This window comes from Amycolatopsis dendrobii (genome assembly GCF_014145675.1).
Taxonomy (GTDB): domain Bacteria; phylum Actinomycetota; class Actinomycetes; order Mycobacteriales; family Pseudonocardiaceae; genus Amycolatopsis; species Amycolatopsis dendrobii.
Genome location: NZ_JACGZW010000002.1, coordinates 303,657 through 328,531 on the forward strand (window position 1 = coordinate 303,657; position 24,875 = coordinate 328,531).

26 protein-coding genes are annotated in these 24,875 nt (G+C 69.2%); 14 read left to right on the plus strand and 12 right to left on the minus strand.

The features are described 5' to 3' along the window. Window positions 1-161 precede the first annotated feature (161 nt). Entirely contained in the window at window positions 162-1,121 is a 960-nt protein-coding gene (locus H4281_RS05560) for an acyl-CoA desaturase (RefSeq protein ID WP_182889788.1), read from the plus strand. 139 nt (window positions 1,122-1,260) lie between these two features. Then, a complete protein-coding gene (locus H4281_RS05565; RefSeq protein ID WP_033288150.1) occupies window positions 1,261-1,851 on the plus strand; it encodes a TetR/AcrR family transcriptional regulator in 591 nt (196 codons plus the stop codon). A gap of 4 nt (window positions 1,852-1,855) precedes the next feature. Here H4281_RS05565 and H4281_RS05570 read toward each other — a convergent pair whose 3' ends face one another. The 3 genes from H4281_RS05570 to H4281_RS05580 are packed head-to-tail and all read right to left on the minus strand — an operon-like array spanning window position 1,856 to window position 3,178. After that, a complete protein-coding gene (locus H4281_RS05570; RefSeq protein WP_182889789.1) occupies window positions 1,856-2,236 on the minus strand; it encodes a VOC family protein in 381 nt (126 codons plus the stop codon). Next, window positions 2,236-2,634, minus strand: coding sequence for an NUDIX hydrolase (locus H4281_RS05575; protein ID WP_182889790.1), 399 nt, complete (start codon window positions 2,632-2,634; stop codon window positions 2,236-2,238). The genes H4281_RS05570 and H4281_RS05575 overlap by 1 nt, the downstream gene beginning before the upstream one ends. A 10-nt stretch (window positions 2,635-2,644) precedes the next feature. Next, window positions 2,645-3,178, minus strand: coding sequence for a MarR family winged helix-turn-helix transcriptional regulator (locus H4281_RS05580; RefSeq protein WP_182889791.1), 534 nt, complete (start codon window positions 3,176-3,178; stop codon window positions 2,645-2,647). Window positions 3,179-3,203: 25 nt separating this feature from the next. On the opposite strand from H4281_RS05580, the gene H4281_RS05585 reads away from it, so the two are divergent. Further along, on the plus strand, window positions 3,204-3,926 hold the full coding sequence (locus H4281_RS05585; protein ID WP_446680382.1) for an SDR family NAD(P)-dependent oxidoreductase: 723 nt from the start codon (window positions 3,204-3,206) through the stop codon (window positions 3,924-3,926). Window positions 3,927-3,928: 2 nt separating this feature from the next. Here H4281_RS05585 and H4281_RS05590 read toward each other — a convergent pair whose 3' ends face one another. From H4281_RS05590 to H4281_RS05600, 3 genes are read right to left on the minus strand one after another with little or no spacing between them, the layout of a single operon-like run. Continuing rightward, on the minus strand, window positions 3,929-5,080 hold the full coding sequence (locus H4281_RS05590) for a PQQ-dependent sugar dehydrogenase (RefSeq protein WP_182889793.1): 1,152 nt from the start codon (window positions 5,078-5,080) through the stop codon (window positions 3,929-3,931). 20 nt (window positions 5,081-5,100) lie between these two features. Next, window positions 5,101-5,754, minus strand: coding sequence for a response regulator (locus H4281_RS05595; RefSeq protein WP_182889794.1), 654 nt, complete (start codon window positions 5,752-5,754; stop codon window positions 5,101-5,103). Next, window positions 5,751-6,875, minus strand: coding sequence for a sensor histidine kinase (locus H4281_RS05600; RefSeq protein WP_182890227.1), 1,125 nt, complete (start codon window positions 6,873-6,875; stop codon window positions 5,751-5,753). The genes H4281_RS05595 and H4281_RS05600 overlap by 4 nt, the downstream gene beginning before the upstream one ends. 146 nt (window positions 6,876-7,021) lie before the next feature. Between H4281_RS05600 and H4281_RS05605 the strand changes: the two genes are divergently transcribed. Both H4281_RS05605 and H4281_RS05610 read left to right on the plus strand, forming a co-directional pair. Next, a complete protein-coding gene (locus H4281_RS05605; protein WP_182889795.1) occupies window positions 7,022-7,627 on the plus strand; it encodes a class I SAM-dependent methyltransferase in 606 nt (201 codons plus the stop codon). Then, entirely contained in the window at window positions 7,599-8,105 is a 507-nt protein-coding gene (locus tag H4281_RS05610) for a DedA family protein (RefSeq protein ID WP_182889796.1), read from the plus strand. Before H4281_RS05605 ends, H4281_RS05610 begins: the two co-directional genes overlap by 29 nt. Here the strand turns inward: H4281_RS05610 and H4281_RS05615 are convergent. Further along, window positions 8,083-8,859, minus strand: a complete 777-nt coding sequence (locus H4281_RS05615; protein ID WP_182889797.1) for a helix-turn-helix transcriptional regulator — start codon at window positions 8,857-8,859, stop codon at window positions 8,083-8,085. The two genes, H4281_RS05610 and H4281_RS05615, sit on opposite strands and share 23 nt — an antisense overlap. Window positions 8,860-8,947: 88 nt before the next feature. On the opposite strand from H4281_RS05615, the gene H4281_RS05620 reads away from it, so the two are divergent. Together H4281_RS05620 and mfd are read left to right on the plus strand one after the other, a co-directional pair. Next, window positions 8,948-9,889 (plus strand): LLM class flavin-dependent oxidoreductase, encoded by a 942-nt coding sequence (locus H4281_RS05620; RefSeq protein WP_182889798.1) that lies wholly within the window; start codon window positions 8,948-8,950, stop codon window positions 9,887-9,889. A 24-nt stretch (window positions 9,890-9,913) separates the two neighbouring features. Continuing rightward, on the plus strand, window positions 9,914-13,474 hold the full coding sequence (gene mfd / locus H4281_RS05625; RefSeq protein WP_182890228.1) for a transcription-repair coupling factor: 3,561 nt from the start codon (window positions 9,914-9,916) through the stop codon (window positions 13,472-13,474). Window positions 13,475-13,646: 172 nt separating this feature from the next. On the opposite strand, the gene H4281_RS05630 is transcribed toward mfd, so the two are convergent. Then, window positions 13,647-14,060, minus strand: coding sequence for a hypothetical protein (locus H4281_RS05630; RefSeq protein WP_182889799.1), 414 nt, complete (start codon window positions 14,058-14,060; stop codon window positions 13,647-13,649). Between the two features lie 81 nt (window positions 14,061-14,141). On the opposite strand from H4281_RS05630, the gene H4281_RS05635 reads away from it, so the two are divergent. From H4281_RS05635 to H4281_RS05665, 7 genes are all read left to right on the plus strand, one after another. After that, complete coding sequence (locus tag H4281_RS05635; protein WP_312872059.1) at window positions 14,142-15,140, plus strand: hypothetical protein; 999 nt, start codon at window positions 14,142-14,144, stop codon at window positions 15,138-15,140. Beyond that, the gene (locus tag H4281_RS05640; protein ID WP_182889801.1) at window positions 15,137-16,051 is read left to right on the plus strand and encodes a nucleoside triphosphate pyrophosphohydrolase; all 915 of its coding nucleotides are present in this window, start codon (window positions 15,137-15,139) and stop codon (window positions 16,049-16,051) included. Before H4281_RS05635 ends, H4281_RS05640 begins: the two co-directional genes overlap by 4 nt. A gap of 649 nt (window positions 16,052-16,700) precedes the next feature. Then, window positions 16,701-17,255, plus strand: coding sequence for an RNA polymerase sigma factor (locus H4281_RS05645; protein WP_182890229.1), 555 nt, complete (start codon window positions 16,701-16,703; stop codon window positions 17,253-17,255). Window positions 17,256-17,284: 29 nt separating this feature from the next. Next, window positions 17,285-18,073 carry a zf-HC2 domain-containing protein gene (locus H4281_RS05650; RefSeq protein ID WP_182889802.1) on the plus strand — a complete coding sequence of 263 codons (789 nt, stop codon included), beginning with the start codon at window positions 17,285-17,287 and terminating at the stop codon, window positions 18,071-18,073. Between the two features lie 21 nt (window positions 18,074-18,094). Beyond that, window positions 18,095-18,898 carry an ABC transporter ATP-binding protein gene (locus H4281_RS05655; protein WP_182889803.1) on the plus strand — a complete coding sequence of 268 codons (804 nt, stop codon included), beginning with the start codon at window positions 18,095-18,097 and terminating at the stop codon, window positions 18,896-18,898. Then, entirely contained in the window at window positions 18,898-20,244 is a 1,347-nt protein-coding gene (locus H4281_RS05660; protein ID WP_182889804.1) for a hypothetical protein, read from the plus strand. Before H4281_RS05655 ends, H4281_RS05660 begins: the two co-directional genes overlap by 1 nt. Beyond that, window positions 20,244-20,807: a hypothetical protein gene (locus H4281_RS05665; RefSeq protein ID WP_182889805.1), complete on the plus strand. Its 564-nt coding sequence runs from the start codon at window positions 20,244-20,246 to the stop codon at window positions 20,805-20,807. Before H4281_RS05660 ends, H4281_RS05665 begins: the two co-directional genes overlap by 1 nt. A 74-nt stretch (window positions 20,808-20,881) precedes the next feature. On the opposite strand, the gene H4281_RS05670 is transcribed toward H4281_RS05665, so the two are convergent. The 4 genes from H4281_RS05670 to efeO form a co-directional block, all read right to left on the minus strand. After that, the gene (locus H4281_RS05670; protein WP_182889806.1) at window positions 20,882-21,292 is read right to left on the minus strand and encodes a PPOX class F420-dependent oxidoreductase; all 411 of its coding nucleotides are present in this window, start codon (window positions 21,290-21,292) and stop codon (window positions 20,882-20,884) included. A 4-nt stretch (window positions 21,293-21,296) separates the two neighbouring features. Continuing rightward, a complete protein-coding gene (locus H4281_RS05675; protein ID WP_312872060.1) occupies window positions 21,297-22,361 on the minus strand; it encodes an LLM class flavin-dependent oxidoreductase in 1,065 nt (354 codons plus the stop codon). A gap of 105 nt (window positions 22,362-22,466) precedes the next feature. Further along, a complete protein-coding gene (gene efeB, locus H4281_RS05680) occupies window positions 22,467-23,726 on the minus strand; it encodes an iron uptake transporter deferrochelatase/peroxidase subunit (RefSeq protein ID WP_182889807.1) in 1,260 nt (419 codons plus the stop codon). After that, on the minus strand, window positions 23,723-24,874 hold the full coding sequence (gene efeO, locus H4281_RS05685) for an iron uptake system protein EfeO (RefSeq protein WP_237597268.1): 1,152 nt from the start codon (window positions 24,872-24,874) through the stop codon (window positions 23,723-23,725). The genes efeB and efeO overlap by 4 nt, the downstream gene beginning before the upstream one ends. Window position 24,875: the final 1 nt, after the last annotated feature.

Sequence of the window (24,875 nt, forward strand, 5' to 3'; positions counted from 1 at the left end):
GGCGCCAGGAGGGGGAGGCGTGCGCCACAGGGCCGTCCCGGGCACCGGGCAATCGGACTTTTCGGGCCTCCACAGCGCCGGAAACCTCCTGTACCGTAACTTACGACACCGTAGGTAAGGGCACCCTTCGCAAGGGGTTGTGAGAGGAAAGAAGTGAGCGCATGACGGCCACCCTCGATCGTTCTCAGTCAGCGGGCGACCCGCCGAAGGGCCCCAAGCCGATCATCGAAGGACAGCGGTCGATCGGGGTCCAGCTGTCGGTGTACTTCGGGGTGCTGCTGCCGATCGTGGCGCTGCTGGTCGCGGTTCCGTTCGCCTGGGGCTGGGGGCTGACCTGGCTGGACGTCGCGCTCTTCGTCGTGTTCTACGGGATCAGCGGGCTGGGCATCACCGTCGCCTACCACCGCTACTTCACCCACGGTTCGTTCAAGGCCAAGCCGTGGCTGCGCGTCGCGATGGCGATCGCGGGCAGCATCGCGTTGCAGGGCCCGGTGATCACCTGGGTGGCCGACCACCGGCGCCACCACGCGTTCTCCGACCGCGACGGCGACCCGCACTCCCCGTGGGCGTACGGCACCTCGCCGCTGGCCATCGCCAAGGGTTTCTGGCACGCGCACATGGGCTGGCTGTTCGACCGGGACCAGAGCAACCAGGCGCGGTTCGCGCCGGATCTGGTGAAGGACCCGGCCATCCGCAAGGTCGACGACCTGTTCTGGCTGTGGTCGCTGGTGAGCCTGTTCGGACCGGCGCTGCTGGGCGGCCTGATCTCGTGGTCGCTGTGGGGCGCGGTCACCGCGTTCTTCTGGGCAGGCCTGGTCCGCGTGTGCGTGCTGCACCACGTGACCTGGTCGGTCAACTCGATCTGCCACATGATCGGCGAGCGCCCGTTCGCCGCGCGCGACCGTTCGGCGAACTTCTGGCCGCTGGCGATCTTCTCCTTCGGCGAGTCCTGGCACAACCTGCACCACGCGGACCCGACTTCGGCTCGGCACGGCGTGAAGCGCGGCCAGATCGACATGTCGGCGCGGCTGATCTGGATGTTCGAAAAGTTCGGCTGGGTGCACGACGTCAGGTGGCCGACTCCGCAGCGGCTGGCCCGGATCGCGGCTGAGAGTAAATAACAGTGGTGAGTGGCAATCCCGGTTAGAACCGTGATTGCCACTCACGACTACCCTGCTGCGAATGGCGGGGAGACGACGGGCGAAGCGAGAAGCGGCGGTCACCGGTGCGAGGCCGGCCGCACCGGTCGCCCGGGTGCGGATGACCGGCAGCGAGCGCAGGCAGCAGTTGCTCAACGTGGCGCGCGCTTTGTTCGCCGAAAAGGGTTTCGACGGCACCTCGGTCGAGGAGATCGCCGCGCGGGCGAACGTGTCCAAACCGGTTGTCTACGAGCACTTCGGCGGCAAGGAAGGCATCTACGCCGTTGTCGTCGACCGGGAGACGCAACTGCTGCTCGACCGGATGGTTTCGACGCTGCACGGTGGACACCCGCGGGTGATGCTGGAGCAGGCGGCCGTCGCGTTGCTGAGCTACGTCGAGGATTCCCACGACGGTTTCCGCATTCTCGTCCGCGATTCCCCGGTCGCCAGTTCCACTGGCACCTTCTCGACTGTGCTCAACGACATCGCGAGCCAGGTCGAGCACATCCTCGCGCAGCAGTTCGCCGCGCGCGGGTATGAGGAGAAGCTGTCCGCGCTTTACGCGCAAGCGCTGGTCGGCATGGTCGCGCTCACCGGGCAGTGGTGGCTGGACGCGCGCAAACCGAAGCGGGACGAGGTCGCCGCGCATCTGGTGAATCTCGCCTGGAACGGGTTGTCCCACTTGGAAAACAAGCCCCGGCTGCTCGGCTGAGCGTTCAGCTGCCGGACGGCGCGTTGCTCAGATCCACGACGCAGAACAGGTTGTCGTCCGGGTCGGCGAGGACGACGAAGTCCGGCTCCGGCGGGTAGTGCGGCCAGTCGACCCGTTGTGCGCCCAGCCCGATCAGCCGTTCCACCTCGGCACGCTGTTCGTCCGCGGTGTCGGTGTAGAGGTCCAGGTGCAGCCGCGGCATGGGTTCGGCGGGCGAGTCGCTTCGCATGAGCCCGAGTGCGTGCGCGCCGCCCGGGTGAGCCAGCGTCCGCCACGTCTCGCTCGCCCATTCCGGGTCCTCGACCAGCCCGAGCGCCGCGGACCAGAACCGCATCGCGCGTTCGAGGTCGGCGACTCCGAGCACCGTGGTCCCGAGTCGCAGCATCAGACCAGTTTTCCTTGCGTGTGCAGGTCGTCGAGGATCAGCTGGACTGTCGCCGACACCTTGTCGCGATCAGCGTGGGCGAGCCAGCCGAACGACTCGATCTCGCTGCTCGGCTTCAGTTCGCCGGTGTATTTCGCGGTGTAGCAGGTCATCCGCACCACGACGCCGTCCGCTTTGCCGTGCGCCTGCGCTTCCCAGGTTCCGGCCGGCTGCGCGGAAGCCGGATCCAGCGTCACGCTCAGTTCCTCGGCGATCTCCCGGATCAGCGTCTCGACGTCCGACTCGCCCTCCTCGCGTTTCCCGCCCGGGAGGTACCAGGTGTCCTTGCCTGCCGAGCGCGCGGCGAGCAGCTTGCCGTCGACCACGTGCAGCCAGGCGACTTTGTCGATGGTGGGCATGTCAGCCACCCTACCTCCGCGCCCGGCGGTCCAGGCCCGCGAGCAGGATGCGCAGGAGATCGGCGAGCTGATCGCGCTGCTCCGGAGACAGCGAGGACACCAGGGTCTCCTCGTGTTCCAGCAGATCGCCGACGGTTCGCTCGATCAACTCGTGGCCGGCCTGGGTCAGCTCGACGTATACCGCGCGACGGTCCGAAGTGGACTTCACCCGGCGGACGTGCCCGTCGCGTTCGGCACGCGCGGTTTGCTGGGAGATCGCGCCGGGACTGACCCGGCAGCGTTTCGCGAGTTCGCCCGCGCTGAGCCGGTACGGCGGCCCGGCCCGGCGCAGCGTGCTGAGCAGGGTGCGGGTCGAGGCGTCCATCCCGAGTTCGAGCATGGTCGCGCGCCGGTCGTCCTCCAGCAGTTTCGCGATGTGCCAGATCCGCGTGATCACGCCGATGGACGACACCGGCGTGCCCGGCCGCTCCCGCAGCCACGCCCGCTGAATCTCGTCCACCTCGTCGCTTGACGGGTTTTCCCCGTCGCCGGTACCGTCGTCCACAAGAGGTACTTTAGCAATAAAGGACGTGGGGATGAATCGGGAAGCAGTGGTAACCGGGGGCGGCACCGGAATCGGGTACGCGATCGCCGCGGCGTTTGCCAGGGCGGGCGACCGGGTCACGATCACCGGACGGCGCGAGGAGGTGCTTACCGAGGCGGCGACGCTGCTCGGCGCGCGTGCGGTGAGCTTCGACGCGAGCGATCCCGAGGCGGTCGAGGCAGCGCGCGACCAGTTGCCCGAACGGATCGACGTGCTGGTGAACAACGCCGGCGGCAACACGGATTTCCTGCGTGCGGACGACGGAGACCTGAAAGCGCTCGATGCCGCCTGGACGGCCAACCTCCGGGCGAACCTGTTCAGCGCCGCGTTCGTGACCACGGCGTTGAAGGAGCGACTGGCCGACAACGGCCGCATCGTCACGATCGGTTCGATCGCCGGACACACCGGCGCCGAATCGTACGGCTGGGCGAAAGCCGCGGTGGAAGTGTGGAATACCGAAACCGCACGGCAATTCGGTCCGCGCGGGATCACCGCGAACATCGTCGCGCCGGGATTGATCGTGGACACCGAATTCTTCCGCGGGAAACTCTCCGCCGAGCGCCAGGAGCGGCTGGTCGAGAACACGATGACGAAGCGCGCGGGCAAGCCGGAGGACGTCGCGGAAGTGGTGCGGTTCCTGGCTTCCCCGGAGGCCGGACACGTCACCGGCCAGGTCGTGCACGTGAACGGCGGCGCGTACGTCGGCTGACCTCAGCCGGGGGTCACGCGCAGTACTTTGTCGTTGCTGCCGTTGGAAGTCGTCACGTACAGCGAGCCGTCCGGTCCGCTTCGCGCCGCGCGCAACCGGCCGAACTTGTCGTTGAATTCCGCTGGCAGCGTGACTCCGGTGACCTTCGCAGCCGCGTCCAAGTGCAGCAGCAGGAGTTTCTGTCCCTTCAAAGCGACCACGACCAGCGCGCCTTCGTTCGTGCCCCACTGCTTGCCGGTAAGGAAGGCGTCACCGCTGGTCGCCTCGGTGATCTGCCCGCTAGTCCACAATGGACGAACCGCGTCCGGGAACCGCTTGGTGTCGGTCATCGGCACGCTCTCGTCGTAGCTGGAGTCAGTGCCGCCCTTCGACGGGTCCCAGCCGTAATTTCCGCCCGGACGCAGGAGATTCACCTCGTCGTCGAACGCCGGTCCGTGTTCGGAAGTGACCACCTGACCGGTGCCCGGCCGGATCGCGACGCCCTGCACGTTGCGGTGTCCGTAGGTGTAGATCCGGCGTTCGTTCGGGTCGCTGGAGGACAGGAATGGGTTGCCCGGCAACGGTTCTCCGGTCTTCGCGTTGATCCGCAGCACCTTGCCGCCCAGGCTGTGCCGGTCCTGCGCGACGGTGGACCGCGCGGTGTCGCCGGTGCCGACGAGCAGCGCGCCGTCGGGAGCGAGCGTCGGGCGGCAGCCGGAATGGCGTCCGCTCGGGTTCACCGGCAGGCCGGTCAGCAGGTCGCGCACCTTCGCCGCGCTCGCGCCGTCGTCGGCGAGCCGCCAGGTGACGAGCCGGACGTCCACCGCGCGGCCGTTTTCCTGGTGGGTCTGGCAGGTGGTGAACTCGCGCGAGGTCGCGAAGTCCGCCGCCAGGACCAGGCCCATCAGGCCGCCTTCGCCCTGCACGAGGACGTCGGAGAAATCGGCGTGCACGTCGGTCGTCCGGCCGTCGCGGACCAGCGCGAGCTTGCCGGGGCGCTGCGGCACGAGCAGTGAACCGTCGGGCAGGAAGGCGACGTCCCAGCCGTGTTCGAGGCCGCCCGCGACTTCTCGTACGGTGAACCGGCTCGGCTCCGGCTTCGCCGGGGAACTCGCCGGCGCCGCCGAGCAGGCGGCGAGCAGCAGGACAGAGGCGAGCAACGCGACGAGACGCATGAGTCCAAGCATGCCTCGATTCAGCCGCCCGGGCGTACCAATCCGGACTCATACGCGAACACGACCGCGTGCACCCGGTCCCGCAGCCCGAGCTTGTTCAGCAACCGGCCGACGTGCGTCTTCACCGTCGTCTCGCCGATGAACAGCGTCGCGGCGATCTCGGTGTTCGACAGTCCGCGCGCGATCAGGCCGAGCACGTCCTTCTCGCGTTCGGTCAGCGTCTCCAGCTTCTGCTCGTCCAGCGGCGTCCGGTGCGCGCTGAGATAGCGGTCGAGCAGGCGTTTCGTGACCGACGGCGACACCATCGCGTCACCGCGCAGCACGCCTCGGATCGCCACCAGCATTTCGTCCGACGGCGCGTCCTTGACCAGGAATCCGCTGGCCCCGGCGCGCAGCGCGGAGTAGGCGTACTCGTCGAGGTCGAAGGTCGTGATCACCAAGACCGAGGTGTCCGGCAGTTCGGCGCAGATCTGCGCGGTGGCCGCGACGCCGTCGAGCACCGGCATCCGGACGTCCATCAGCACGAGGTCCGGGCGTCGCGCGCGGGCGAGTTCGACGGCTTCCGCGCCGTCGCCCGCCTCGGCGACCACCTCCAGGTCGGGCTGGCTGTCGACGATCATCCGCAGGCCGACGCGCACGAGTTCCTGGTCGTCGCAGATGAGCACGGACGTCATGCGGCGTCCGTCCGCAGCGTGGCCGACACGCGGTAGCCGCCGTCCGGCAGCGCGCCGGTTTCGAGCTTGCCGTGGTACATCGCGACGCGCTGGGCCATGCCGGTGAGCCCCCGCCCGGACCCGGGCAGTCCGGCCTCGACCGGTTGCCGTCCGCCGGAGTTCGTCACCTCGACGTGGATTTCCGGACCGGCGAAGACGACCCGGACCCGGCCGGTCGCGTCAGGCGGCGCGTGTTTGAGCATGTTGGTCAAGGCCTCCTGGACGATGCGGTACGCCTGAAGCGCGACTCCGGCGGGCAGGTCGGCGATGTCGCCGTCGACTTCGAGTGTGATGTCGCGGCCGGACTGCGCGACGAGCGTGCGCAACTGGTCGAGCGTCGGCTGCGGAGCGCGTGCGGGTTCGCCAGCATGCATCACTTCTAACAGCCGCCGCAGTTCGGCGAGCGCGGAACGGCCGGTTTTGCTGATGGTGTCGAGCGTACGGTCGACAGCGTCGGGATCGTGATGGCGTGCGAGCTTCGCTCCTTCGGCGTTCAGGACGATCACGCTCATGCTGTGTGCGAGTACGTCGTGAAGCTCTCTCGCGATCCGTGTGCGCTCTTCAGCGACTGAAGCGCGACTGCGGGCTTGTTCCTCGGACGCCGCCAGTTCCGCTCTTAACCGTTCTTCTTCGGCGAGGTGTTCCTTCGTGCGGAAGAACGCACCGAGCGCCCAGGCTGCCAGGTACAGCGGCAGTGCGCCGAAGATGGTGAGCGTCGGGTTCAGGGTGTTGGTGCCCCAGGTGAATCCCCAGAAGGCGTCCAGCCCGACGACAGCAACCGCGAAGCCAATGAACCATCTGTCGCCGGCTTTGACGAGCGTGTACAGCATGACTGCCATCGCGAGGTCGCTGCGGCCGCGGTCGTATGCCCACACTTCGTTTGTGTAGACGATTGCTACGCCGATGAGGATCAGGAGCGCGACTGTGCGCGGGAAGCGGCGACGCAGCAACAGCGGCAGCAGGAACAGCATCGAAGCCATGCGGATCAGCCACGTCTCTTGATCCGCGATGTTGGGGCCGAAGGCGACGAAGACGGCGTACAGCGGCAAGTCCAGCAACCAACGCTGCTTGCGTACCCACATCACCAGTCCCCGCACGAAACGAACGTAACTCGCGGGCGTCGTCGCGCGCGTCGTTCCGGAGGATGGCTGTGGTCCTCCGAGCGGACGACTTTTCCCGCCGAACGAGGTGATCCGCGACGACCGAGTCGCTTCCTACCGTCACAAACATGTCGATTACCAGGGAGTTCTTCCGGCATCCGATGCGTACCGGCGCGATCGCGGCGAGCTCGGCACGGCTGGCCGGAGTGATGACTGCGGGCCTGGGCGTTGAAAGCGCGCACAGCGTCGTGGAGCTAGGGCCGGGAACGGGCGTGTTCACCGAAGTACTGCTTCGCATGCTCCAGCGCGACGCGCATTTCACGGCGGTAGAAATCAACACGCACCTCGTGCAGGAGCTACGTACCCGCTTCCCGTCGTTGCACATTGCGGAAGGCTCTGCGGAACACGTCGCCGCGTACGTGACCATGCCGGTCGACGTGGTCGTCTCCGGCTTGCCGTGGACAGCTATGCACGCTGCGCCACAGGCCGCGGTACTGAATGCCGTCTGCGAAGTGCTTTCGCCGCAAGGCCGCTTCACCACCTTCGCGTACGCGCACACCGCTTGGACGCCGCCAGCGCGTCGCTTCGCACGGTTGCTGCGAAGCCGCTTCGCGGTTGTCGAACGCACCAGTGTGGTTTGGCGGAACCTGCCGCCGGCGTACGTGTACCGCGCGGCCTTGCCAGTGCGGTCGGGACTGGACCGCTATGGACAGCCTGCTTCAGCCACTTCTTGACGCTCCCGCGCCGCTCGTCTACCTGATCTGCGCACTGGTGATCATGGCCGAGACAGCGCTGTTGCCCGGCATCGTGCTGCCGACGCTGTCCACCTTGCTGCTCATGGGGTTCCTTGTGCAACGAGGGACTTTACAGCTGTGGCCAGCGCTCGCAGTCTGTGTCGCATCGGCGTTAGCGGGGGACCAGCTCGCGTACTGGGAGGGACGACTGTGGGGTCCGAAGCTGCGACGGTCGCGCGTAGGGCAACGGATCGGCGAAGCGAAGTGGGACAAGGCTGAAGCGACCGTCGCGCGTTATGGCGTGCCCGCAGTCGTTCTAGGGCGGTGCCTCGCGGGCGTACGCACTCTCGTGCCGCGCGTCGCCGGTTCCGCCGGACTGTCGTACCGACGCTTCTTCGTCGGAAGCCTGTGTGCGGCACTGCTGTGGGCGGGCGTGGAGCTGACGATGGGTCAGGTCACCGGGTGGGTCGCGCCTTGAGCAGTTCCGCTGTCGAAGCGTCGGCGGGCAGGAAGGTCTCGAGGCTCAGCTCCGCGACCGTGACGTCGACCGCGGTGGCGAACTGCGTGATCGCGGTGAGCAGTCGCAGTTCGCCCGCTGAACTGGACACTTGCAGCGGCACGGCGAAGCCGAGATGGTCGCCGGACGGTTCGCCGGGCGACGGCAGGTAGCCGGTGAGTTCGTCCAGCAACGCCTGATGTCGCGGATCAGGTCCGTGCGCCAGACCGCGGCGAGGGCGTTCGAGGACGTGCTGCGCCCAATCGGCGAAGTTCAGGATGCGCGGTGCCATCCCGCGCGGGTGCAACGCCAGCCTCAGCACATTGATCGGCGGTTCGAGCAGATCGGCGGCGACATCTTCGGTGAGCAGATCGAAGCTGTCGTTCGCCGCGACGAGGTCGCCGTAGCGGTTCACGACCAGCGCCGGATACGGCTCGTGCCCGGCGAGCAGCGCGCGCAGCGACTCCAGGACCGGCGTCAGCGCGGGGTCGTCCAGCCGCGTTTCGGGGTAGACCGGCGCGTACCCGGCGGTCAGCAGCAAGGCGTTGCGCTCGCGCAGCGGCAGGCCGAGCGCCTCGGCGACGCGCACCACCATGCCGCGGCCGGGCAGCGAACGGCCGCGTTCCATGAAGCTGACGTGACGCTGCGTCGTCCCGGCTTTCAGGGCAAGGTCGAGCTGGCTGAGCCGACGGCGGGAACGGGCGTCGCGCAAGGCGTCGGCGAACGTGGTGGGCACCTGCGCGATTCTGGCCGGTGCTCGGGTCCGCCTGCCATTCCCCGCAGGGAATTGCCGGGGCGCCCGGCCGCGCTGGATCGTCGACGGCGTGGAATTCGGACTACTTCTTCCTGCCGGACAGGCACAGCTCGAAGCAGGCGGCACCCCGCGTGCCCTCGTCGCGTTGGCTCGCGAAGCCGAACGGCTCGGATTCGCGTCGATCTGGGCCGGTGACTCGCTTTCCCGGCCCAGGATCGAACCGCTCACCCTGCTCACCGCGGTCGCGCAGGCCACCGAACACGTCACGGTCGGCACTGCCGTGCTGCTGCCCGCACACCGCAATCCGGTGCAGACCGCGATGACGCTCGCGTCGGTCGACCTCATCTCCGAAGGACGGCTGGCGGTCGGCGTCGGCGCGGGCTTCCCCGGCTTCAGCGAGCGAGAGTTCGAGCTGGCCGGGGTCGATTTCCGGACGCGGTTCTCGCATCTGGACGACGTCGTCACGCTCTGGCGCGAGCTGTGGACCGGGCAGCCGCAGTCGTTCCACGGGAAGGTCCTGCACTACGACTGGCTGCCGCAGGCGGTCCGGCCCGCGCGCCCCGGCGGACCGCCCATCTGGCTGGGCGGCGCGACGCCGGCCGCGCTCCGCCGCACCGCGCTGCGTTACGACGGCTGGCTCCCGTACCCGCCGGATCCCGCGGATTACGCGTCCGGCCTCGCGACGATCCGCGCCACCAGTGATCGCACGGTCACGCCGTCGCTGTTCTTGACTGCCTACGTCGACCCCGACCGCAGTCGTGGCCTTCGCGTCCTGGAGGACTACGCACAGGCGACTTATCGACGGCCGTTGGCGCAGATCAGCACCATTCAGGCGACCGTGACCGGCCCGATCGAGGAAGTCGCGGCGACGGTGCGCCGATACGCGGAGGCCGGAGCGGAACACGTGCTGCTGCGCGTCGGCTCGCTGGAACCCGGTGCGGTCGAGCGGCAGCTGCCCCTGTTGGCGGAGGTGATCGCCGGGGAGCGGAAACCTGTCGGTGCCGCGACGTAGGCTGGGACGGTGACCGACGCTGTACTGTCCGGACTCCTCCAAGCCATCCTTCCCGACCCGGCGCTGCGCGGCGTTGTCGAGCGCGCCGGCGCCCCGCTGCTCGAACTGCAAGGCGCTGTCGCCGTACGGCAGCTCGTGGCCGCCGCGCTGGCCGAAGACCCCGAGCGCGGCGGCGCGGGCCGTCCGGTGCTGGCCGTCACCGCCACCGGACGCGAGGCCGACGAGCTGACCGCGTCGCTCGGCGCGCTGCTCGGCCCCGATCGCGTGGCCGACTTCCCGTCCTGGGAGACGCTGCCGCACGAGCGCCTTTCGCCGCGCGCGGACACCGTCGGGCGGCGGCTGGAAGTGCTGCACCGCCTGCACACCGGGGACGAGGACCTGCGGGTCGTGGTCGCGACCGTGCGCAGCCTCATCCAGCCGATGGCCCCCGGGCTCGGCTCGCTCGCGCCGATCGACCTGGTCGTCGGCGAGGAGCAGAGCTTCGAGGACCTGCTCGAACGGCTGGTCGAGCTGGCGTACACGCGCGTGGACATGGTCGAGAAGCGCGGCGAGTTCGCGGTCCGCGGCGGCATCCTCGACCTGTTCGGGCCTACCGCGCAGCATCCGGTCCGCGTCGAGTTCTGGGGCGACGAGGTCAGCGAGATCCGCGCGTTCGCGGTGGCCGATCAGCGATCGCTGCCCGGCGAGATCCAGCGGGTCACCGCGCCGCCGTGCCGCGAGCTGCTGCTCACCCCGGACGTCAAGGCGCGCGCCGCCGAGCTGGCCACCACGTACGAGGCCGACGCGCACCTGGCCGAAATGCTCACCAAGCTGTCGGACGGCATCCCGGTCGAGGGCATGGAGGCGCTCATCCCGGTGCTCTGCGAGGGCGAGCTGGCTCTGCTCACCGACGCCCTGCCCCAGGGCAGCCACGTGGTGCTGGCAGATCCGGAGAAGATCCGCGCCCGCGCGGCCGACCTCGTCCGCACCGGGCAGGAGTTCCTCGAAGCCTCCTGGACCACCGCCGCGGCGGGCGGGCAGGCCCCGATCGACCTCGGCGCGTCGGCGTACCGCGATCTGGCCGAGATCGCCGCGCACGCGCAGGAAACGAAGCGCCCGTGGTGGACGCTTACCCAGCTGACCAGCGAAGACCCGGACGTGTACCGCGTCGGCATCGAGCCTGCCCCCGCGTACCGGGGCGAGCTGGAGCGCGCGATGACCGACCTGCGCGCGCACCTCGCGTCCGGCGGCACCGGCGTGCTCGTCGTCGCCGGACAGGGCACCGCCAGCCGCGCGGTCGAGCAGCTGATGGCGGCCGAGGTCCCGGCGAAGCACGTCGAAGCACTCGCCGATGTGCCGCCGGCCGGGGTCGTCACGGTCACCTGCGGCGGGCTCGCGGAGGGCTTCGTCTCGCCGGAGCGCGCCCTCGTGGTGCTGTCCGAGGCCGACCTGACCGGCCGCGGCGCCACCGCCGGATCGTCCACAAAGGACTTGAACACGAAGATGCCGTCGCGCCGCCGCGGCGCGGTCGACCCGCTGGCGCTCAAGGCGGGCGACTACGTGGTGCACGACCAGCACGGCATCGGCCGGTTCGTGGAAATGGTGCAGCGCACGGTCGCCGGCGCGACCCGCGAGTACCTGCTGCTGGAGTACGCGTCGTCCAAACGCGGCCAGCCCGGCGACCGGCTGTTCGTGCCCACCGACCAGCTCGACGAGGTCTCCCGCTACGTCGGCGGCGAACTGCCCACGCTCAACAAGCTCGGCGGCTCGGACTGGAAGAACACCAAGGCGCGCGCCAAGAAAGCGGTCAAGGAGATCGCCGCCGAACTGGTGCAGCTCTACGCCGCCCGGCAAGCCGCGCCCGGCCACGCGTTCGGCCCGGACACGCCGTGGCAGTCCGAGCTGGAAGACGCCTTCCCGTTCACCGAGACCAACGACCAGCTCGCGGCCATCGGCGAGGTCAAGTCGGACATGGAACGCGGCGTCCCGATGGACCGCGTGATCTGCGGCGACGTCGGCTACGGCAAGACCGAGATCGCGGTGCGCGCGGCGTTCAAGGCGGTGCAGGACGGCAAACAGGTGGCCGTGCTCGTGCCGACGACGCTGCTCGCGCAGCAGCACCTGAACACGTTCACCGAACGCATGCGGTCTTTCCCGGTCACCATCAAGGGCCTTTCGCGGTTCACGCACAAGGCCGAATCGGACCGGATCCTCGAACAGCTCGCCGACGGCGAGGTCGACATCGTCATCGGCACGCACCGGCTGTTGCAGACCGGCATCCGCTACAAGGACCTCGGCCTCGTGATCGTCGACGAGGAACAGCGGTTCGGCGTGGAGCACAAGGAACACATCAAGGCGCTGCGCACGCACGTCGACGTGCTCACCATGTCGGCGACGCCGATCCCGCGCACGCTCGAGATGTCGCTGGCCGGCATCCGCGAGATGTCGACCATCCTCACCCCGCCGGAAGACCGGCACCCGATCTTGACCTACGTCGGCGCGTACGACGACAAGCAGGTCGGCGCCGCGGTCCGGCGCGAGCTGCTGCGCGACGGCCAGGTGTTCTACGTGCACAACCGGGTGTCGTCGATCGAGAAGGCGGCGAAGCGGATCCGCGAACTGGTGCCGGAGGCGCGCGTCGTCACCGCGCACGGGCAGATGAACGAGGACAAGCTCGAAAAGATCATCCAGGGCTTCTGGGAGAACGAGTACGACGTCCTCGTCTGCACCACGATCGTCGAAACCGGCCTCGACATCTCCAACGCCAACACGCTGATCGTGGAACGCGGCGACATGCTCGGCCTGGCCCAGCTGCACCAGCTGCGCGGCCGGGTCGGGCGAGGGCGCGAACGCGGGTACGCGTACTTCCTGTACCCGCCGGAGGCCCCGCTCACCGAGACCGCGCACGACCGGCTGGCCACCATCGCGCAGAACACCGAACTCGGCGCGGGCATGGCGGTCGCGATGAAGGACCTCGAAATCCGCGGCGCGGGCAACATCCTCGGCGCGGAACAGTCCGGACACATCGCGGGCGTCGGATTCGACCTGTACGTCCGGCTCGTCGGCGAAGCGGTCGAAGCATTCCGGCGGCACGCGGGCGCGGAGCCCGCGGAGGACGAGGAACTGGCCGAAGTCCGCGTCGACCTGCCGGTAGACGCACACATCCCGCACGATTACGTCCCCGGCGAACGACTGCGGCTGGAGGCGTACCGCAAGATCGCCTCAGCTCCCGACACCGCGGCCCTCGACGCGGTACGCGAGGAACTGGTCGACCGCTACGGCCAGCCGCCGGCCCCGGTCACCCGCCTGCTCGCGGTCGCAGCGTTCCGGCACGCCTGCCGCGCGGCGGGTGTCACGGAGGTCGCGGTGCAAGGCAACACGATCCGGTTCGCGCCGCTGCCGTTGATGGACTCGCAGCTGGTGCGGCTGAAACGCTTGTACCCCAAGGCGTTGTACAAGGCGGTCACCAACACGGTGTCGGTGCCTAAACCCACCGAAGGCCCGGCGGGCGGCCGGATGGGCGCGCCGGTGTTGCGAGACCAGGAACTGCTCGATTGGTGCACAAAGCTGTTGGCGCAGTTGACGAAAACCCCAGCGGCGGTGTGAGTGCTGCGGCGGACCTCGCCGCCGCCGTCGCCGGTTCCGTACGAAATCGGTGCTCGCGGCGGCCTCGATGGCGAGGTGCCGCCGCGGCCCGAACACTTTGCTGCGGTACGAAATCGGTGCCCGCAGCGGTTTCCCGGCGAGACTCTGCCGCTTTCCGTGGCCAAGCGGTGGTTCAGCTAGCCGAGCAGACCTCAAACCCCGGCGGTTGCGCCGTGGCCAGTCGCAGTGCCACCTCCTCCTGCGGCGTAGGCAGCGCCCCGCATCCGGACATCGGCAACGGCCGGGGATGCCGCGGCACCCGGGCTCCCGAACCACCGCCGCGGCCCGGGTACACGAGCAGGCCGCGTTCCGGATCCGGCACCGCGTCGAGAGCGGCGGTCACCGCGGGCAAGTGCCGGAAGCGATCGCGTTTCTCTTCCGACGAAAACTCGATCTCCAGCGTCACGCCCCAGCGATGGACGTGCCACGTCCACTGTTCGGCGCCGTTGGTCAGCGCGGCCTCGGTCAGCCGGTCGCCGTGAGCACGTTGCCACGCGCTCGCCGCGAAGGCCCCGTCGAGGACTTCGATCGACAACCAAGAGTCCATATGTCGACAATAGCCCGCTGAATGCCTCGATGGTGTTGCGTTTCGAGGCCATGTGAGAGGGTAGGGCCTGTGATGCGGATCATGGGGCGCCGCCGTGCGCTGGGCGCCGTTCTCGCCGGAGCTTTCCTTCTCGCCGGATGCGGTACCGGCCCCAGTCAGGTGGGCATGGCCGCGGTCGTCGACGGTCAGGTGACCACCATCGACCAGGTCCAGGCGCTGCTCGACCGGGCCGTGCAGGAGCAGCCGTACGCCCGGCAGCTCGCCTCGCGGCATCAGCTCGACCTCGTCGGGCGCGAGATCGTCCGGCAGACGCTGCTGCACGAGGTCGTCGTGAAGGCCGCACAGAAGGAAGGCATTTCCGTCGACGAGGCCACCGTCAGCGAGGCCATGCAACAAGATCCGCTCGCGTCGCCGGTGCCCGAGTCCGTCACGCAGGACCAGTCGGCGGCCGTCACCCAGCTCGTCTGGCGGCTGCGCGACCACCGCGAGGCCGTCACCGATCAGTATCTGCAGCAGCGAATCGCGCTCAAGTACCTGCCGACGCTCTCGGTCAACTTCGACTACACCAGCATCGGCGCGCCGACCTCGGAGAGCCAGGCCCCGTCGATCGACCCGAAGGCCGCGCGCAGCCAGGCCATCGCCAAGGCTGAGGAATACGCGAGCGACCCGGGCAAGATCCAGGCCGACATCCAGAGCGGCACGCAGGGCAACGTGGGCCAGCAGGCTCCTGCGCTCTCGTCGCCGCAGGACGCCGCGACCGTGCTGTTCGGCGTGCCCGCGAACACCGCGATCGCGTTTCAGCCGAACCCGGCGAGCGCGCCGACCTGGTGGGTCACCGCCGTGGTGCGGAAGCGGACGACGGACGCGAAGGTCGCCACCGACCAGGTCCAGCAGCCGACCGCGGCGCAGCTGGGCGCGATCGGCGTGCGGATGCTCCAGCCGTACGTTGGCAACGTGGACTTCAAAATCAACCCGCGCTACGGCGTGTGGGACGCAGTCGGCATGAACCTCGCCCCCAGTGCGGCCGAGGTGACGGGCGTGGCCGTGCCGCTGCACGGCGGTGCCCCGGCGCAGCAGTGACCGGCACCGTAGTCCTGGTCCGGGGCGCGACCCTGCCCGCGGCCGCCCTGCCCCTGCTTCGCACAAGCGCCGTGTACGCCGCGTCCGACGTCGACCCGGCGCAGTTCGGCGTCCCGCGAATAGGCGAGTCCTTCGCGGATGTCGTGTTGCTCGCGGCTTCCCGCGCCGAACCCACCGCGGCTGCCATGCTCGCCGCTGGCGCGCGGCTGATCGAAACCCCCGCACCCCCGCTAGTCGAAGCGGTCGAGGTCATGGACCGCCTGCGCTCACCTGGCGGCTGCCCGTGGGACGCCCGGCAGACGCACGAATCCCTGCGGCAGTACCTGGTCGAGGAAACGTACGAACTACTGGAAGCCATCGAGGACAACGACCGCGCCGCCCTGCGCGAAGAACTGGGCGACGTCCTCCTTCAGGTCTTGTTCCACGCCCGCGTAGCGGCCGAACACGGCCGCGCACCTTTCACCATCGACGACGTAGCCCGCGACCTAGTGGACAAACTGGTAGGCCGCCACCCGAACGTCTTCGCCGACGCAGCCCGCATCGCCTCGGCCGAGCATCAAGAACTGAAGTGGGAAGAGCTGAAGCAGGCCGAGAAGCAACGCAAGTCCATTGTGGACGGCGTCGCACTGGGTCAGCCCGCGGTCGCCCTGGCCGGAAAACTGGGCCAGCGCAGCGGCCGGGCCGGAATCCCGCTGGACCTGTTCCCGCAGGACACCTCGGCCCCCGCCCAACTCTTCCGAACGGCGGCCACCGCTCGTCGGGGCGGGCTGGATCCCGAGGGTGAGCTGAGGGCAGTGGCCAAGCAGTTCGCCCGCGACATCCGCGCGGCGGAGACGGCGGCGAGGAAGGCCGGGGTCGAACCGACGACGCTGGAAGCCGAAGGCTGGCGAAAGTTCTGGCCCTCGGCTTGAGCCGGTTTCGCTGCGGTGCTGGGGTTTCCGCGGCGAGGGTGTGATTGACGGCTGGCGGGATCTTTCGCCTGGGGATCCGGCGCGGCCTGCTTTCCCGGGCCTTACGTGGATCCGGTGCGCGACTTGCGTTCTCCGGGGCCTGACACGATCGTCGTCCGTGGTGCCGTGGTGCCGTGGTGCCGTGGTGCCGTGGTGCCGTGGTGCCGTGGTGCCGTGGTGCCGTGGTGCCGTGGTGCCGTGGTGCCGTGCCAGCACGCGGACCTGTCCCAAGCCTGGTGACCGGCGGCCGGGTGCTCGTGAGTGTTTGCAACGGTTAGAACCGGGACAAACACTCACGAGCACCCAGTCCACTGCCGCCCGCGGTTCGGCGGGCTCCTCCCGCTCCCGCAGCCGCCCGGGATCGGCCTGGAGAGGCAAGTTCGCCGCAGCACAGGCAGAATCTGCCCGCCTCCATCCGCACCACCGCCCGTACACCAGAGCGCGCGCCCTGCCGGGCCGACCGCCCTCACTCGAACGACGGAGCCCCGCCCCATCCGCCCCTCCCTCCGCCGCCACCCGGGCACGATGGCGTCCGACATCTCGATTCAAAGTGTGACTCAGATCACTTAATTTAGAGAACCGTAAGCGCGGAGGTGGCGTCTTGCCGGGTGTGAAGCACAAGCCACCCAGGGAGCCGGACGAGGAACACCTTCTCCGGCGCACCGCCCGCGGTGATCGTGCGGCGTTCGAAGAGCTGTACCGCCGCACGTCGCCGTGGCTCGCGATACGCCTGCGGCACCGCTGCTCCGATGACCAGATCATCGCGGAGGTGATGCAGGAGACCTACCTCGCCGTGTGGCGCGCCGCTGGTTCGTTCGCGGGCGTCGTCGCAGGCGGCTCCGCGGTGGGCTGGGTGTGGACGATCGCGGTGCGGCGGCTCATCGACGCGTTCCGGCGGCGTGCGCACCACGCGCATCCGCCGCCCGGAGTGCACGAGTCGCTGTCCGCGCCCGCCGCCGAAGAGGAGGCACTGGCGGGCACGGTCGGCGATTCGGTGGGTGACGCTTTGCGCAGTCTCGCGCCGGAGCTGCGCGAGGTCCTGCAAGCCATGGCGCTTGACGGATTGTCGGTTCGGGAGACCGCGATCCTGCTCGGCCTGCCCGAGGGCACGGTCAAAACCCGGGCCCGGCGCGCCCGGATCGCGATGCGGGAGGCGTTGTCGTGAAACCAGGACTGTCTGAAGGAGGTCAAGCCATGAACCACGTATCCGACCGGATGCTCGCCGGCTACGTCGCCGGTCGCGCACTGCCGGGGGACGAGGCATGGGCGATCGAAGGGCACCTGGAGAACTGCGCGCAATGCCGGGCGCGGCTCGCCGGCGCGTCCACCGCCGAGGTGACCGGCCTGCTCGACACCGTGTGGGCCGGGCTGGAGCCGGATCTCGCCCAAGCACCTCAGCCGATGCCGCGCCGGGCCGCGGCGCGGCTGCATTGCTGGGCGACCCCGGTGATGGTGCCGTGGCTGTTGATGGTCCTCGTGGTCGGCGCGTTGTCGGTCTACCTCGACCGGGCATTGCACGACGGGCTGTCGTTCGTGCAATTGCTTTCCCCCGTGCTGCCGGTCTTCGGGGTGGCGGCGGCGTGGACCCGCGGGCTCGATCCGTCGTACGAACTCACCGCGGCCACCCCGCGCGCCGGACTGGAGCTGATCCTGCGCCGGACCACGGCGGTCGTGGTGCCGGTGCTGGCGGTACTGCTCGCCGCGGGCTGGCTGGTCGGCGCGCGGATGGGGTTCGGGCTGCTGCCGAGTCTCGCGTTCACCACGGGGACTCTCGCGCTCGGCACGTTCATCGGTGTCGCCTGGGCGGCATCGATTCTGGTCGGCCTGTGGCTCGGCGCACTGGTGGTGCCGAGCGTCGCGTTCGGGGGCACGGTGCTGCTGGAGGACGTCGCCTGGCCGGGCTGGCTGGCGGCCGCCGTCGTCGCGACCGTGTTCGTAGTGCTTCGCCGGAACACCTTCACGCAGCTTGCTGCGCATCACTGACGGAAACGAGAGGGGACACCGATGCGGGCTGTGGAAGCCGCCGAGGTCGCTCCGGCGACCTACGCCTGGGAAATCCAGGCACAGGGACTGAAAGTGCGGGTCGGCCGCAAGAAGATGGCGGTCGACGGCCTCGATCTCGCACTCGGCACGGGGGTGCACGGGCTGCTCGGGCCGAACGGAGCGGGCAAGACCACCTTGATCCGCACCTTGGCCACGGTGCTGCGGCCGACGGAAGGCAGGCTGGCGCTGCTCGGAGAGCCTGTCGGGGGGCACTTCGACCAGCGCGGCCTGCGCCGCCGGATCGGCTATCTGCCGCAAACCTTCGGGTACTACAAGCGGTTCACCGTCCGCGAGTTCGTCGAGTACCTGGCGTGGCTCAAGGAAATGCCCAAACGCGAGGTGCCGGGCGCGGTGCAGCGCGCGATCGAGCGGGTCGGTCTCGCCGAACGCGCCGGGGACAAAATGAAGACGCTGTCCGGCGGCATGATCCGCCGGGTCGGCATCGCGCAGGCGATCGTGAACGACCCGGTGCTCCTGCTGCTCGACGAGCCCACCGCCGGGCTCGATCCGGCGCAGCGGCTGCGTTTCCGGGAGCTGCTGCAGGAAATCGGCAGGGACGCGTGCGTCGTCGTGTCCACCCACCTGGTCGAAGACGTCGCCGCGGCGTGCTCGGACGTCGTCCTGTTCGAGGGCGGGAAGCTGGTTTTCCAAGGCACGCCAGCCGATCTGGCTGCGGCTGGCAGCGAAGCGGACGTCGGCGACAGTCCGATCGAGCGCGGCTATTCGGCGCTGCTCGGCCACGCACAGGGGAAGGGAGCCTGGTGATGAGCGTGTTCCGGATCGAACTCCGGCGCACCATCGCACCGTGGGTGCCCGTTGTGGTCCTGGTGGTGGGGCTGGGGTTTCTGTTGTTCTCCCGCGGGCCGTGGGGCCACGGGTCCGCGGCTTGGGACGCCACCTGGCTGACCGCGGTCCGATGGTCCCGCTACCTGCTGGTGCTGTTGTGGCCGATCATCGTCGGAGCCGCGGCGATCCAGGGCATGCGGGACGCCCGCGCCGGAGTCGGCGAACTGTTCCAGTCCACGCCGCGGCCCGCCGGGCAGCGGGCCAGGACGCTCGCGTTCGCGGTCGGGCTCGCCGCCGTGGTCGGCTACCTGGTGCTGGTCGCCGCCGGGGTCGGGCAGGTCGTGGCCGACGGCGGGATGGTCACCTCGGCGTGGGTAATGCAGTTACTGCTCGGCGTGCTGTCCGTGGTCGCCGGGGTAGCGCTGGGGCTGGGCCTCGGGCGGTTGCTGCCGTATCCGATCACTGCTCCGGCGCTCACAGTGCTCGCCCTGGTCGGCGGACTGGTGCTGCAGATGTCGGGCGAGACCGCACGGGTGCCGAATCGGGCCGTGCTGCTCGGGATCGGACAGTTGCAGCCGCGCGGTCCGTTCGACGTGCCGGTGCCCTCGGCGCAGTTCGGACAGCTGTGCTGGCTGCTAGGGCTCTCCGCGGCGGGATTCCTGTTGCTGCTCGCCGGTTCGCCGCGAATCAAAGCGCTCGCGCTGGTTCCGGTGGCAGCCGGGCTGGCGGCGGCCTTGCCGCTGTTTCCGCCCACCCTGGAGAACAACTACACCGTCGACAAGGCAGCTGCCGCCCTTGTGTGCGACGGCCCGGTGTGCGTCACGCGGCTGCACGAGGATTGGCTGTCCACAGTGGCCGGTCCTGGCAAGGAAGCCCTACGGCTGCTGGAGAAACTTCCGCAACGTCCCGGCCGGGTCGAGGAATCGACAGTGTCGTTCGGCACCACCAAGGTGGGTCCGCGAGATCCTTCTCGCCTGCTGATGCAGCAGGACGACTATGCGATGTATGACAAACGCGGTCACCGCCTCACTCTGACGCTGCTGAGTGGCGCTGGCACGCTGCCTTGTCACGCCGCGTCCTACGGCGGCGAGCAGAACGATCGAGAGGACGCCGCGCGCTGGGTAATGGCGCAGTGGCTGGCAGGCTCGTACACGCCGCCGACCTCGTCCGCCCAGCCTCCGCTGCGGACTCGGACGGATCCGGCGTGGGCCGCCTTGAAGGCGGTGCCGGAGGCGGAACAGACCGCCCGGGTCGCTTCGGCGCGGCAGCTGGAACTGACCTGCACTGGTGACCCGCTGAAGGTCCTCACGGAAGGTGCGCGCTGATGCGGTGGACAGCGCTGTACGCGCGGTCGCGCCACCTCTCAGTGTCGCTGGCGGCGGTGGTGCTTTGCGCCGTCGTTCTTCCGCCGCTGCTGGGCGACAACTGGAGGACGTTCTTCGCGACAGTCACCCTCGGTGCCGCGGTCGCGGTGGCAGGCGTGGGTCTCAGCGGGCAGGACATCGATCTGGACCGCACGGCCTCCTTCCGCTGGCCGCCGCGGCGGCTCGTGCACCTGCTGCTGATCGGTGCGGTGGCCGGTGGAGTAATGCTCGCGGTACAAGGCTTTGTCGATCACCCGATCGAATCCGGCTGGATCCTTCGCAATGCGGCCGGGCTCATCGGCCTGACCGGGCTGGCGGCCACGCTGTTCGGCGGCCAGTTCGGCTGGACGCTGCCCTTGGGCTGGGCGATGACGGCGGTGTTCGTCCCGAGTGCTGTCGGTCAGGTCTACGACGTCGTGGCTTGGCCGATGGCGACGGCGGATTCCACGGCGGCATGGTGGACCGCTGGGCTGCTGTTCGCAGCGGGAACGGCGGCGTACACGGTGGCGGGCGCTCGAAGATGAACCAGTGGAACGGCAAGCCAGGCGCAGTCCCGTCCCTCCCCCGGGCAGGGGCGGGACTGCGGACCGGCGCGGTTTCAGACGTTGCGGTTGTGCGGCTTCACCTCCAGTGGTTCGCGGTCGGGGTCGTCGATGCCCATGCTGATGATGCGTTGCGGGTGAATGCGGATGACACCTCCGTCGAGGTGACCGTCCGGTTCGAAGGCGTCCGGCACGGCTTCCGCCCGGCCGCGGATCTCCAGGCAGCGGATGCGCATGGGGCTCGTCGAGGGCTGGTCGTCGATCACGATGGCGACCTGGCCGTTGGCCTCGACGTTGCGGTATTTCCGGCTCTTCGTCAGGTTGTACCCGGTCACGTCGATCGTCCGCGTCTCCGGATTCCAGGTGAACGCGACCGGGCTGACCTGCAGAGTTCCGTTCGGCTGCTGGGTGGCGACCCGGGCGAGCGGCTGGGTGGCCAGGTAGGTGAGTTCCGCTTCGGTGAACATGCACCTACCGTGCAAGTTCAAGTTTGCTTGAAGTCAAGCGCACGCGGGGGAGCACGTGCTCGGCGAACCGCCGCATCTCCGCTTCGAAGGGCTGAAATTGCAGCATAAACGTCTCGATTCCCAGGTCAGCCCATTCGCGGATCCGCTGGGCGACGGTGTCGTAACTGCCCACCAGCCCAGCCGCGGTGCCGCCGTTCGTGCCTATGTGCGGGTACTTCGCGAACGTCTGAAACATCACCGCCTTGGGATCGGCGTCCGCGACAAGCGCCTCCCAGCGTGCCTTGCCCGCCTCGGCCAGTTCCCACAACGCCGCAAGTTCCGCTTCCGCCTCGGCGTCGGTTTCGCGCGCGACCACGAACGCGGACAGCCCGAATCGGACTGGCGGGCCGACGCGCGGGCGGGCGGCGACGTCCTCGATCAGCCGGGCGACGTTCTCCCGCGGCTGCCCGTTGACGAACCACACGTCGGCCTTGTCCGCGACCAGCGCTCGCGCCGGGTCCGACTCGCCGCCGACGTAGACGGTCGGCGACGAACCCGCGGGCCGCAGCTGGTACCCGTCGACCTGGAAATGCTTGCCCTCGAACGAAACCCGCTCGCCGGCCAGCAGTCCGCGCACGACGCTGATCCATTCGCGGCCGTACTCGTACCGTTCGTCGTGCTCGGCGAACGGAATGCCCGCCCGCTCCAGTTCCGGCTTGTACCAGGCGTTGACGAGGTTCAGCCCGAACCGGCCGCCGCTGATCTCCTGGATCTGCAGCGCCTGTTTCGCCAGCACCACCGGGTGCACGAGATACGGCTTGATCGCGGCGATGATCTCGATCCGCTCGGTGAGCGCGGCGAGCGCCGCCGCGGACGTCCACGTCTCCAGTTGGTCCAGTTCGTCGCCGAACGGGTTCACCACGTGCTGCGCGATGAGCGTCGAATCGAAGCCGAGCCGGTCGGCCTCGACGATCAGCCGCCGGTTGCGCTCCCAGCTGGCGTCCACCGGATCGTCCGGATGATCGAACGGGCCCCACGACCCGTAGACGACCGCCCACACCCCGAACCGCGGCTGTGCCACAGCGACCACGACCCAACTCCTCACCTCGCGCGGATGAACGCGGTCACCGTCGCTTGCCCGGAGGGCACCGGCAACCGGTCCCACGCAGTGGCGGGAAGGGGAGGTTTGTACTGGTCAGGCGAAGAGCCCGTCACCCCAGTTGCTGGTCGGGGTGAGGCCCGGGGGAATCGCGAAGTGCGCGGAACCGGTGTGCTGCAGGTACTCCATCATCGCGTCCTTCGACGACAGCACCTGCTGCATCGGGACGTACTGCGTGCGGGTGTCCCGGTTGAACGCCAGGAAGAACAGCCCCGCCTCGAGGTGCCCGACACCGTCGGAGCCGTCGACGAAGTTGTAGCCGCGGCGCAGGATCTGCACGCCCTTGCGCGTCTGGCGCGAGGCCAGCCGGATGTGCGCGTCCTCGGCGATCAGCGGGGTCCCGCCCGCGCCGCCGACCTGCAGATCGACCTGGTCGAACTCGCCGGTCTGCCCGAGCGGGGCACCGGTTCCCTTGGTGCGCCCGACAATCTGCTCCTGTCCGGCGAGCGTTTCGCGGTCCCAGGTCTCGATGTGCATCCGGATCCGGCGGGCGACCAGGTACGTGCCGCCCGCCATCCACGCCTGTCCGTCACCGGCCTGCGCCCACACCTGGTCGCGGAGCACGTCGGTGTCCTCGGCCTTGATGTTGTTGGTGCCGTCCTTGAAACCGAACAGGTTGCGCGGCGTCTGCTGCGAACGCGAGGTCGACGAACTGCGGCCGAACCCGAGCTGCGACCAGCGCACTTCGGTGACGCCGAAGCCAAGCCGCACCAGGTTGCGCACCGCGTGCACCGCCACTTGCGGATCGTTCGCACAGGCCTGGATGCAGAGGTCGCCGCCGCTGCGGGCCGGATCGAGTTTGTCCTTCGGAAACGCGGGCAGGTCGATCAGCTGCGGCGGGCGTTTCGCGGCGAGGCCGAATCGGTCGTCGAAAAGCGAAGGGCCGAAGCCGATCGTCAGCGTCAAGTCGGAGGCGGGCAGGTCGAGCGCCTCGCCGGTGTCGTCCGGCGGGGCCTGCGCCGACCCGCCGAGCGCCCCGTTCGGCCCGACGTCCTGGCCCGCGGTCATCCGTCGCGCCGCGGCCGTCCAGGTGCGCAGCAGCTCGCGGAGCTTGTTGGCGTCCTTGGTGGTCACGTCAAGCGCGGCGAAGTGCAGGTTCTGCTGCGTCGGGGTGTCGATCCCGGCCTGGTGCTCGCCGTGGAAGTCCACAGTGGACACCGCGGCCGATGCCGGGGTCCCGCCGCCGAGCCGGTCGATGCCGACCCCGGCCGCCGCGCCCGCGCCTGCCAGCGCGACACCCGCGCCGGCCAGCCCGAACAGCTTCCGGCGGGAAACCTGCGTTCCCTCCTCGGTCACTTCGACACGACCTCCGCGACCTTGCTGAGCGGCTCGCTCAGCGCGTCGACCGCCGAGGCGAACGCCTTGATCTGGTCCTGGGACAGTTCGTTGTAGTACTTGAAACCGTCGCCGGAGCGGGTCTTGTCCAGCAGCCCCTGCACGTTCGCGAACTCCTTGTCCAAAGTGGACACCAGGGCCGCGTCGCGCTCCTGGATGATCGGCCGCAGCGCGGCGATCGCGCCCTTGGAACCGTCGAGGTTGGCCTGGAAGTCCCAGAGGTCGGTGTGCGAGAAGGTCTCCTCCTCGCCGGTGATCTTCTTGGTCGCGACCTCGTCGAGCAGGCCCTTCGCGCCGTTGGCCAGGTCCAGGACGCTCAGCTGCAGCGTCTTGGTCTTGGCGACGAGTGCCTTGACGTCGGTGAGGAGCTTGTCCGCGATCTGCGTGCTGTCCGGCTTCAGGCCGGTGGTCCACAGGTCCTTCTCCAGCCGGTGGAAGCCGGTGAACTGCTGGCCCGGCTCAACGTCGGCCTCGCGGGCGTCGATCGACGGGTCTAGATCGCCGAACTTCTCCGCGACTGGCTCGATCCGCTCGTAGAACACGCGAGTGCGCGCGTATTCGGTCTTCGCCTCGTCGACCTTGCCCGCTTTGACCGCAGCGACGAACTTCGCGGTTTCGGTCTCCAGTGCCGCGCTGTTGTTCTCGACGTAGGTCGCGTAGCTCTTGGTGGCAGCGGTCTTCTGCGCGCTGGCGTTGCTCTGGCCCTGCGCGCCGCCGGTGACGGTGAAGTCGCCGCGGATGCCGTTGCCCGCCATGCCCGGCTTGCACGCGGTCTGGTACTTGCCCGCGTCCGGGACCTCGACGATGAGCCGCCGGTTCAGCCCCGGCGCGATGTTCTCGACCTCGCCCATGATCCGGTCGCCCTCGGCGTAGAGGTAGAACTCGGTGACCTTGCTGCCCTTGTTGGCGATCTCGAAGGTCAGCGTGCCCGCGGCCGCGGTCGTCGCCGACACCGAGCAGGCGGTGTCGGACGCCTCGACCTTGATCGGCCCGCCCGCGGCCGCGCCGGAGGGACCGGACGCGGAGTTCGTGCTGTCGCAGGCGGTCAGCGCGACAAGCGCGCCGAGGCCGGTGAGCACAGCCGTCGAGGTTTTGCGGAACTGGGGCACG